Below are 11,122 nucleotides of genomic sequence, written 5' to 3'. Positions count from 1 at the left end.
TTACTTAATATGTTCTATTTTTTGGCAAATAAAGTTAAACTCAACCAGAAAATTAGGTAGATAAAATTTTCCTGGCTGAAATTTTTCAAAAATCCCAATAATCTAGGTCACATCTGCGGAATGTGGGTTAAAAGCTAGGCGTAACAGTTGCATTGTCTCCAAGTCAGCATCATTGAACATTTCCGGCATTAAACATTTTTTATCAGCACCAATACCATGTTCTCCAGAAATACTTCCACCCACTCTTACACAAAGTTTGAGAATTTCGCCACTTAATTCTTCCACCTGTTTAAAAGCACCAGGAACAGAATGATTATAAAGAATGACTGGATGTAAGTTACCATCACCAGCATGAAGGGTGTTAGCAATACGATACCCATATTTATTTCCCAACGCGGCAATTTCTTTGAGGACAGATGCTAATTGAGTACGCGGGATAACTCCATCTTGGAGAAAATAATTACTCTGATATCCTAAAGCAATTAGGGCAGTTTTACGCCCTTGCCATAGTTTCACGCGCATTTGTTGGTCACTAGCAATAATTACATTTCTCGCTCCGTTTTGTTGACAAATTTTAGCAACCTGCTGTTGATTGCTTTCTACTTCTACTGCTAAACCATCAAGCTCTATCAATAAAACCGCCGCCGCATCTCTAGGATAACATCCTGTATTAATAACATCTTCTATGGCATTAATTGTCATATTATCCATTAGTTCCATCGCCGCCGGCATAATTCCAGCACTAATAATATTAGTGACGGCATTTCCTGCGTCTTCAATAGTGGCAAAGTCTGCTAGAAGTGTACCAATGGCTTCAGGTGTCTTAATAATGCGTAAAGTGATTTCTGTAGCAATTCCTAAAGTGCCTTCTGAACCAACAAATAAGCCGGTGAGGTCATAACCAGGCATTTCTGGAATCATTCCCCCAACATCGACCACAGAACCATCAGTAATTACCAATTTTAATCCCAAAACATGATTGGTTGTCACACCATATTTCAAGCAATGAATACCACCAGCATTCTCCGCAATGTTGCCTCCAATTGTGCAAACAGTTTGACTGGAAGGATCTGGCGCATAGTAAAATCCACTACCACTAATGGCTTGAGTTACCCAATTATTGATGACCCCTGCTTGGACAATAATCAGTTGATTTTCTAGGTCAACTTTCAATATTTGCTTCATCAATGTGGTGACAATTAAAACACAATTTTCAACTGGTAGCGCACCTCCAGATATACCTGTCCCCGCACCCCGTGTCACCCAAGGAATTTGTTTTTGATGGCAAATTTTGACTACTTCTGCTACTTGTTCTGTGGTGCGTGGTAGTACAACTAATGCTGGACGTTGACGATAGCTAGTTAAACTATCACATTCGTAGGTGAGCAATTCTTCCTGACGTTGGACAACTCCTTTTTTGCCCACAACTGCCTCAAATTTTTGGGCAATTTTTCGCCATTTAGTTGGTTGTAGATGAGGGAGAATATTTTTAGGAATCATATTATTTATGTTGGTTTGAATAGTGATCATATCTGTGAGCGTAGGGGAAGCAGAGGAGAAAAATGAATTCTTGTTGCTGAACTTCTGACTCCTAACTCCTGACTCCTGTTCTACAATAGAAACACTATTACTCTACATTAAACATACCATGACTGCTAAAGTAGAAATTTACACTTGGACTTATTGTCCTTTCTGCCCTAGAGCCAAAAGCTTATTGAAAAGCAAAGGTGTTGAATTTACGGAATACTCTATTGATGGGGATGAGGTCGCTAGAGCGAAGATGGCTGAACGAGCTAATGGCAGACGTACTGTACCTCAAATTTTCATCAACGATCAACATATCGGTGGTTTTGACGACATTTCCGCACTAGACAAGCAGGGTAAGCTAGACGAACTTTTAAAAGAGGTTGCAATCTAGGAATCAAACTGTAAGAATTCAGATCAGGTGATAATATCCCCGACTTCTTTTATTTATTGTCTCCATAAATTATAAATTGATCACCAGAAGTCGGGGATCTGGGTGTTAACTATTGCTAGAGATGAATAAGCTGTTACGCAGCTAAATTTGATAACCATAATTTACTTGAACTTTGTAGTGCGGGCATCTTGCCCGCTAGAATTATACAAACTAAATGCACAACAGCTTACTTACATCAAACCTTTTAAACTGCTCATATACCAAACTGGTTGGCTAAGTCAAGTTCTTGCTTGGCCATCTCTTGAATGGCTTGGGTAATAATTGAACGAATATCAGCACCTTGAGCATACATTTTTAACCATTTTTGTGCAGTATTACCTGCCTGTAAAATTGTTTGCACAGGTGAGAGAAAGTTCTCAAAGCCTTGTTGTTTAACTAATGGCAAAACATTATTATAAATCTCATTGATCCAATTACGAGCTAGAATTTTTCTGCCGTCTTGCCAATGTCTTAACTCAGCATCTAAACTTGATACTTTGACGGCGGCTTCATTAGCTTTTGTTAAATCAATTAAGTCTTGTTTTCTGGTTGTTGCTGGTAATTGACTCATTTCTAAAGGGTCGAGGTTAGGATCATTAACCAATTGCCAAAGACGGGCTTCTAACAAAGCAGTAATAGCTAGTAAAGAAGTAGGATCAGTAACTAAGTCACAGATTCTCAGTTCTAGCCGATTAATATCATAAGGACGGCGATCGCCATTCGGTCGCACATTATCCCAATGATGACGGACATTAAACATTGTCCCTGCGGCTAAATGTCCTTCCACCCACTCAATATATTCGGCGTGGTTTTCAAATAGGGGAATGTGATATTGGGAATGGGGTAAAATATGCCAGCGTGTAGAGTGATAACCTGTAGTGTGATCATCCAGAAATGGAGAGGAAGCACTTAAAGCTAAATATAGGGGTGCTTCCATTTTAATGAGACGACAAGCTCGGATTAATAATTCTGGATCACTAAAACCAATGTTGATGTGAACACTAGCAGTAACCACATTACTGCCGTGGTTGCGTTCAATGTATTCTAAATAAGGACTTGTATCTCCTGAACGATAAAAGCGATCGCTTCTTCCTAATGACAATGTACTACCAGGAATTACTGTATAATCTCCTAAAGTTTTTAGATATTCTCTGAGTTGAATTCGCGGTAATATTAATTGACTTAAAAGCTGTTCGTAGCTGTGCAGAGGTTCAGTTATATATTCTATATGCCGTTCATCTGTTTCTTGCATAAACCTATCCACTTTCCCTACAACTTTTTCAGCTAAGGGAATGGGATCACCTTGGGGGGTACCCAAAAATATTTCTAATTCAAAACCTTTTGTTAATAGCATAGAACTCTATTTAATTTGATCTAGTTAACTCCATCTTTTCCAGGTATTTTGGCAATTAGTAACCTGACTGCATTCACTACCGGATCTAAATAAGCCTTGGTTAAATTGGGATAAGGTTGAGGCTGGTTTTGTCCAATACCAAATTCTAGTTTCTCCTCTACCTTCTGAGAGCCTTGTCCAGATTTAGCTAAATATATACCAGCTAACACTGTGAAAAAAGCGAACCAGTTAACGATACTTAACTTTTCCGCAAATATTACCCAGGCTAATATGGCAGTAATAATCGGATCAAGCAACAGGAACAAAGATACAAAACCTGATGAGAACTTTTTCAGGTTATGGAACATAATTACCGTAGCCAGCACTTGACAGAAAAGTGCTAAAGAAATCACCGCTAACCATCCATTTACGGAAACTGGGAAAACTTGCTCATCAAAAATCAGAGTTATTGGTAACAGCCAAAGAGTTCTGAACAAACAACTCCAAAGTATGATGGTTGTCGCGGCAAACTTGGCTCTGAGTTTTTCTGCACAGAGAGCATTTCCAGCATAAAATACAGCCGAGAGTAAAGCGATCGCATCACCTGTCAAGTGAGTGCTAGTCAAATTAAAATCTTCAAAACCAATAGCGATCGCCCCAAATGAAGCTAAAATCAGACCAATGATAAATTTGCTGTCAAAACTGTGCTTTAAAAATAGCCACCCGCCCAAAGTAGCGAAAAATGGCGTGAAATTATGCAATAAATTAGAATTGGCAATGTTGGTTTGAGTTAAAGACCAAGCCCAAGCAGTTAAGTTGGCTGCACCGAAACCCGCAGCTAGTACAAACAGCCCTATATCTTGACTTGTCCACGACTCTTGTGGTTCAGGAGATTTCTGGGATACTTTACTACTAATAATTGTGATCACTTCCCACAGCCCCAGGATAACAGTAGAAATCCAAAAGCGATTAAAGACCGTAGCATTAGGACTAATTTCCAGTTCACTGACCCTGATAAATATTGGCGCTAAAGATAACATAAACACTGCTAGAGGAATTAGCAGTAGGGTATTCAAGGTTGGTTTTTTTTCAGTCTGTACATCTGGAACATTGACTGTGGTGGTCATAATTTTTTTAGGAATGCAGATTGGCACATATATATTTACCCATGCTACGTAGTAGTAGATAGTTCTACAATTAATATACTTGTTATTCAGGGATTTTTCAACTTGATAGCTAAAATCAGTGCTAAAATTATGACTTAGTTATTGTTGTAGCTAGTGGTTTGTCAATTTTCTATTTTATGGATGAGGTTTACAGTTAATAGCCTCTCTATTTTCCCTCAAGCTGACAATTTTCAGCTTGACAGACCACCAGTAGTCTGTCAACCTGAAAATGACGGTCAAAATAAATTTAACGAACTACTAAGCTGTTAAGCAGCTAAATTTGATAACCATAATTTACTTGAACTTTGTGGTGCGGGCATACTTCGGCAAACTCAGGACAAGTCTTGCCCGCTAGAATTATACAAACTAAATGCACAACAGCTTAGTACAACACAGCATAAGTAAGATGACTATTAAAAGCTACGAAAATTTGATTGATTACAAGGCTTAAAAATGGTGCATTCACTTACGCCGTAGTGTAGCAGCACCGTCATTATTATTAGTAATTTTCAAGCAATATACAAAGGATATCTTCATGGAAGCCATAGCAGTTATTGGAATGGGTTGTCGTTTCCCGCAAGCTCAAGATATAGAATCCTTCTGGAAGATACTAAGGGAAGGCGTAGATGCAATTACAGACATACCTTTAGAACGATGGGATATTAATGATTTATATACTCCCACAGCAGGTACACCAGGAAAAACTGTCTCCCGTTGGGGAGGTTTCTTAGACAAGATAGATCATTTCGAGCCTGATTTTTTCGACATTTCCCCTAGTGATGCCCAACGCATTGATCCCCATCATAGACTTGTACTAGAGGTAGCTTGGGAATCTTTAGAAAATGCCGGCATCGTCCCCAAAACTCTAGCGGGTAGTAAAACTGGGGTATTCATTGGCATGAGCCAAAGCGATTATCACAGGCTAATTTATAAGGATATATCTACCATAGATGCCGAAGACGGACCCCATACTTTTCTGTGCTTTGTAGCTAATCGCTTATCTTATTTTTTAAATCTGCAAGGTCCAAGTTTAGCTATTGATACCGCTTGTTCTTCATCCCTGGTTGCAGTACATTTAGCCTGTCAAAGTTTACGTAGTGGTGAATCTAACTTGGCTATAACTGGAGGAGTATCCCTACGTTTATCCCCGGAAGAATCGATAGCTCTTTCTCTTAAAGGTATGCTATCACCTCAAGGTCGTTGCAAAACCTTTGATGCTGGAGCTAATGGTTTTGTCAGGGGTGAAGGTTGTGGTATTTTTATACTTAAACGCCTTGATGATGCCATCAAAGATCAAGACAATATTCTCGCCATCATTAGAGGTTCGGCCGTTAACCAAAATGGTCTTAGTCATGGCATTACATCACCTAATGGCATAGCTCAACAAACACTTCTCCGTCAAGCCCTAGAAAACGCAGAAGTAGAACCAACGGAAATTAGTTATGTGGAAACCCACGGAACTGCTTCCGGTTTAGGAGATGCTATCGAGTATAAAGCTTTAAAAGCAGTATTGATGCAGAATCGAGAACCAAATCAACCTTGTTGGCTTGGCTCTGTCAAAACTAATATTGGTCATTTAGAAGCAGCCGCCGGTATAGCAGGACTGATCAAGACAACGCTATCATTACAACATCAGCAGATTTTTCCTAATCTACACTTAAAACAACTAAATCCCTATATTTCTTTAGCAGGAACAACCTTTTCTATCCCCACTAATTTACAGTCTTGGCATTCTATCACAGAGACAAGATTTGCCGGAGTTAGTTCTTTTGGTTTTGGTGGTACTAACTGTCATATCATTCTGGAAGCAGCCCCTTTATCGTCTCAGCAAAATATGGACAAAAGGGAACGCCCCCTACATATTCTGACTTTATCAGCTAAAACGGAAAAGGCACTATTAGACTTGGCAAATCTTTATCTAGGAAAGTTGCAGAACCGTGATCTCGATTTTTCACTGGCAGATTTATGTTTCACTGCTAATACTAGCAGAACTCATTTTTATCATCGTCTGGCTGTGGTAGCAGAATCACGAGAAATATTGATAGAGAAGTTAGCAGCTATTGTATCAGCAACAAATACTTTCGGAAAAGATCAGAAGCGATCGCACAATGGTAAACAACCCAAAATAGTATTTTTATTCCCTGGACAGGGTAGTCAATATGTCAATTCATGTCGCCAACTCTACGAAACTCAACCTACATTCCGGGCTACCCTAGAACGCTGTCAAGAAATTCTCAGTCCTTATTTAGATCAGCCACTACTAGAAATTTTATATCCAGAAAATCAGCTAACACCGACTAATTTCTTAGATGAAACAGTCTATACCCAACCTGTGTTATTTGCCCTGGAATATGCCCTAGCTGAGTTATGGAAATCCTGGGGTATCATCCCAGATGCAGTCATGGGTTATAGCATGGGCGAATATGTAGCAGCTTGCGTAGCTGGGGTTTTTAGTTTAGAAGATGCCCTCCAGCTAATTGCCCAACGCGGACATTTAATGCAATCATTGTCGCCCCAGGGATCAATGGTAGAGGTTTTTGCAGATGTGGCGCAAGTAGTAACAGCGATTGCACCTTATATAGACAGAGTAGCGATCGCCGCTATCAACAGTCCCAACCTGATGATTATTTCTGGGGAAATTGAGGCAGTTGAGGCAGTAGTAACAACTTTACAAACTGATGGGATCAAAACGCGAAAGTTAAACTACAATCTGGCTTTCCATTCCCCTTTAATGAAACCCGTCGCCGCAGCATTTCAACAAATTGCCTCAACAGTAAATTATTCATCCCCCAAAATGAGGATCATTTCTTCGATTACTGCACAGGAAATTAAAGCAGAAATCGGGACTCCAGAGTATTGGTGCAATCATATCCAGCAGCCAGTCCAATTCGCTGATAGCATGAAAATACTTCATAAACTGGGTTATACAGTATTTGTAGAGGTAGGTCCCCAGTCTCTACTGTTAGAAATGGGTCGCCAATGCCTAGATTCTGGTGTGGGAATTTGGTTAACTGGGATGATTCCAGGAAAGGAAGACTGGCGACAACTACTGCAAAATTTAGAGACGCTATACTTGCAGGGAATTTCTGTAAATTGGCATGGCTTTGATCAGGATTATCCCCGACGGAGGCGATCGCTGCCAACTTATCCATTTCAGAGACAACGGTACTGGTTTGATCAGGATGCAAATAGTTTTTACCAAACCACTCCATCATCAAATAATGCTTCAACCCTAGAAATAGCTTGTCCTGTTAGTCTTGAACCTCCATCGAATACAGAGTTGAAAACTGCCATCAAGAATGATGTTCCTGAATCTGCCCCACTTTTTTCCACTCATACGGCCGAATCAATTGAGAATTGGATAGTACACTGGCTGCATAAAAATTTAGAAGTAGCAACCAAATCAACCGAAAATGGCAAATCTGGGCAATCTTTTCGGGATTATGGACTCAAATCCATAGGAGCAGTCAAGTTAGCCAAAGATTTGGAGCAAATGCTAGGACGTTCCTTAGAAGCAACAATTGTTTGGAATTTTCCCACTGTGGAAACTTTAGCTGTTCACTTAGCTGGCGAGCTAGAGAACCCAGTCTCAACACCCCCAGGGCAGTCAACATTCAGCAGTCAGCAGTCAGATAAATATTACCAATCAACAATTACCAATTATCAATCACCAAAAAAAGCCATGCAATTTAGCCTGTTATACTTTGCCAGTAACGAGGCTGAGTTTAAAAGCGACAAGTATAGCCTCTTAATTGAGGGGTCAAAATTCGCCGACCAATATGGCTTAACCGCAGTCTGGATACCAGAACGCCATTTTCATGCTTTTGGTGGACTCTACCCCAATCCAGCTGTCTTAGGTTCTGCCCTAGCTATGGTAACTAATCGGGTTCGTATCCGTGCTGGTAGCGTGGTTTTACCTCTACATAACCCCATCCGAGTGGCTGAAGAATGGGCGGTAGTAGATAACCTCTCTCAAGGGCGAGTAGACATCGCTTTTGCCCGTGGTTGGAACCCGAATGATTTTGTGTTCGCACCTGATCACTTTGCCAATAGTGCAGAAGTTATGTTTTCAGGCATTAAAACGGTACAGAAACTCTGGCAAGGTGAATCAATCTCCTTACCTAATGGTATTGGTAAAGAAACCGAAACCAGAATTTACCCCCTACCCAAACAAAAGGAAATAGCTATTTGGATTACCTGCACCGGGGGAAAAGAGAGATTTGTTGAAGCTGGTGCTATTGGTGCTAATGTCTTAACTGCCCTTCTGTTCCAGCCTATTGAAGAATTAGCTGAAAAAATCGCCTCTTATCGAGAGTCATTGGCAAAAAATGGTCATGATCCGGAGGCTGGTCAAGTTACCCTCATGCTGCATACTTTCATTGGCGAAGATATGAATTTAGTTCGCCATAAAGTCAGGAAGCCATTTACTACCTATTTAGAAAGTTCAGTAAATCTGTGGAGACATGGCATCACGAATCTGGATGGTTTGGATAAAAAAGAAAAGGAACACTTATTGGCTTATGCTTTTGAGCGTTATTTTCAAACTAGCGCCTTAATTGGCACACCTGAAAGCTGTCAATTAATGGTGCAACAACTACAAGCAATTGGAGTTGATGAAATTGCCTGTTTAATTGACTTTGGGATTGATGGAGATGCAGTGATGGCTTCTCTCTATTCCCTGAAAAAACTCAAAGAACAATCTGATTTAATGATTGTACCATCTGACAATAATATCAATCATTCGCTAATAGTAAAAGGGCAACCTTTAATCAATTTCCAATCATCACAAACATCACCAAAATGGATAATTGATACCCAACGAAAAGCAAATGCTAAGTTGCGTCTTTTTTGTCTGCCTCATGCGGGAGGAGATATTTCTATCTTCAAAAATTGGTCAAATAGTCTACCAGCGGATATTGAAGTTTATGCCCTCCAGCTTGCTCCTCAAACATACCCTAAAAGTAAACCAACTTTTGAGTATTTGACTCCATTAGTAGCAGATTTGGCAGAATTTTTGTTGCCCCATCTTGATAAGGAATTTGCTTTCTATGGTCATAGTTTAGGGGCATTGATTAATTTTGAACTGTGTCGTTATTTGCGTCGTCACCATGATCTGCAACCGATTCATTTCTTTGTCGGCGCTCAACACGCTCCCCAACTTCTTTATCCCTATCCTTCCTTAAAAAACCTTTCTCGTTCCGAATTACTCAAGTTCGTGAAAGATTTAACAAATCTAGAACTATCTGAATTTGTTGGGGAAGATAATACATTTTTGCAGTTGTTACTAAATTCTTTGAAAGCAGCATCTGTGATCCAAAAAGATAACTATGTTTATACAGAAGAAGATTCGCTAGATTTTCCCATTACTAGCTTTTTTGGTTGCGAGGATAAATTTCTCAAGGAAGAGCATTTGTCTGCGTGGCGCGTTCATACTAACAGATCATTTAAGCTACATAAGCTTGATGGTAAACATCTGTTTTTGGAAAGTGATCGAGAACAGATTTTACAATTGATATCCCAAGATTTAAGAGGATATTTTAAAAATATTGGGAACAGATAATAGAGCCAGGGTTAGCGCGTCTCAAACCCTATTGCTGTAGCAAGTTGATTCTCTTCTGATAGATTGCGTTTAGTTTGCAAACGTTTACCTTCAATTTCGGCAATGACTGTTTCCCCACCTGCACCAGGACGGAAGTATGGTCTACCTTGGGTAAAGGGACGCGACAACAGGGTGATTTTCAAGCCAGAATTGGCGGGTAAGAGGTGAATATGGGGTAGAATTTGGGCAGGGACTTCTTCTGCATTTTCTAGTCCATCACGGACTTCACTATCCTTTTGCCGTATTAAAATAAGCCACATCCCAATGCTTCCCAGACTCCTAAGCAGAACACAGAAGGATAGTTTTACTCGTTTGTGCATAGCACCTATTTTCTAAATGCTCTATATTGAGTGATTTGTAACAGCAGCCAATTCTATAGTAGATTTTAGTAAATATGTATTATGACTTTGCTTTTATTTATCCCACATTCCGCACCCCCCAGTGTCACAATCGGTAATTATGGCTAACGCCACGCTCCGCTATCGGATTTTTGAATACCTTTGATGATAATTTTGATACAAAATCGTCGAAATCTTAGGTGGCGAACTGCTTGCAGCAGCGCTTCGCTATCGCCGATCTCAAATCCCCAAACGACCATTTTTCGTTGTGTGACAGTTTAGCCCACTTTCCGCACTTCATTTTGTAATACGCGAATATTTCCATAATTTAATTTTTTATCGTTCAATAAAACACATATTTTATCCATCATTTTAGGTATTAATATTGAACAATTTAACCCTTATTAGGAATAATTCTTGAAAAGGTGGATACTACATTGTGAAGTGCGGAATATAGGGTTTAGGGTGCGGAAGGTCGGATTTATTGCTTTCGACTTACAACTTTCTGATGACTGCAATTGGCATCAATTTAGCGAATAATGTCCACTGTACCAATTAAATTCCTATATTAAGGATGAATCTGACTTAAAATAAACCGCAGACGATCATAATCATCTTTGAGTAACATACTCAGATGTCTTCCAGCTTTAATCAACCATTCTCTATCAGTTTTTCGTAACTGGTATACTCCTCGAATAGCGGCGGCAGCTAAAGAATCTACAGGCGCAC

At 39.7% G+C, this 11,122-nt stretch carries 5 protein-coding genes and 1 pseudogene; 2 read left to right on the top strand and 4 right to left on the bottom strand.

Annotation, left to right across the window (positions count from 1 at the left end):
- Positions 1–102: 102 nt before the first annotated feature.
- A complete protein-coding gene (locus IQ226_RS22900) occupies positions 103–1,500 on the bottom strand; it encodes an FAD-linked oxidase C-terminal domain-containing protein (RefSeq protein WP_193899232.1) in 1,398 nt (465 codons plus the stop codon).
- 148 nt (positions 1,501–1,648) lie between these two features.
- Here IQ226_RS22900 and grxC point away from each other — a divergent pair, with 148 nt between their 5' ends.
- Positions 1,649–1,918 (top strand): glutaredoxin 3, encoded by a 270-nt coding sequence (gene grxC, locus IQ226_RS22895; RefSeq protein WP_193899228.1) that lies wholly within the window; start codon positions 1,649–1,651, stop codon positions 1,916–1,918.
- 253 nt (positions 1,919–2,171) lie between these two features.
- Here grxC and gshA read toward each other — a convergent pair whose 3' ends face one another.
- Both gshA and IQ226_RS22885 read right to left on the bottom strand, forming a co-directional pair.
- Positions 2,172–3,311 carry a glutamate--cysteine ligase gene (gshA, locus tag IQ226_RS22890; RefSeq protein ID WP_193899227.1) on the bottom strand — a complete coding sequence of 380 codons (1,140 nt, stop codon included), beginning with the start codon at positions 3,309–3,311 and terminating at the stop codon, positions 2,172–2,174.
- 20 nt (positions 3,312–3,331) lie between these two features.
- Entirely contained in the window at positions 3,332–4,444 is a 1,113-nt protein-coding gene (locus IQ226_RS22885; RefSeq protein WP_370567218.1) for a DMT family transporter, read from the bottom strand.
- 547 nt (positions 4,445–4,991) lie between these two features.
- On the opposite strand from IQ226_RS22885, the gene IQ226_RS22880 reads away from it, so the two are divergent.
- The gene (locus IQ226_RS22880; protein WP_193899225.1) at positions 4,992–10,016 is read left to right on the top strand and encodes a type I polyketide synthase; all 5,025 of its coding nucleotides are present in this window, start codon (positions 4,992–4,994) and stop codon (positions 10,014–10,016) included.
- A gap of 38 nt (positions 10,017–10,054) precedes the next feature.
- Here IQ226_RS22880 and IQ226_RS22875 read toward each other — a convergent pair.
- Positions 10,055–10,270, bottom strand: a pseudogene (locus IQ226_RS22875) (hypothetical protein); the annotation flags it as partial.
- Positions 10,271–11,122 lie beyond the last annotated feature (852 nt).

The sequence above is a fragment of the Dolichospermum sp. LEGE 00240 genome (genome assembly GCF_015207875.1).
GTDB lineage: Bacteria > Cyanobacteriota > Cyanobacteriia > Cyanobacteriales > Nostocaceae > Dolichospermum > Dolichospermum gracile.
This window is presented reverse-complemented; position numbering and strand designations above follow the sequence as displayed.